This window comes from Vibrio sp. HI00D65, assembly GCF_001635455.1.
Taxonomy (GTDB): Bacteria; Pseudomonadota; Gammaproteobacteria; order Enterobacterales; family Vibrionaceae; genus Vibrio.
Window position 1 is genome coordinate 1 of the sequence record NZ_LWEH01000520.1, and the last position, 362, is coordinate 362.

General features: G+C 47.8%; 1 protein-coding gene. It reads left to right on the forward strand.

Annotated elements, in window-relative coordinates; genetic code table 11:
- A partial coding sequence (locus A3712_RS23215; RefSeq protein WP_197465898.1) for a UbiA family prenyltransferase occupies positions 1–362 on the forward strand: 362 nt, incomplete at both ends.

Consider the following 362-nt stretch of genomic DNA (forward strand, 5'->3'; position numbering starts at 1 on the left):
ACCAAAGCGAAAGCGTACTGGCAATTAACGCGAATGAATCGCCCGATTGGTACCTTGTTACTCCTTTGGCCTACATTATGGTCGCTGATTATCGCCGCACAAGGTATGCCAGACTTTGATGTTTTGGTTGTATTTGTATTAGGTGTAGTGCTAATGCGCTCAGCAGGCTGCGTGATAAATGATTTTGCTGACCGCAAGGTGGATGGCCATGTAAAGCGCACCAAGCAGCGCCCACTGCCGTCAGGTCTGGTGTCGAGTAAAGAGGCCGTTATCCTTTTTTTAGTGCTAGCCGTGATTTCATTCTTGCTAGTGCTGACCATGAATCCGCTGACCATTAAGCTCTCTTTTATTGGGGTTGGTCT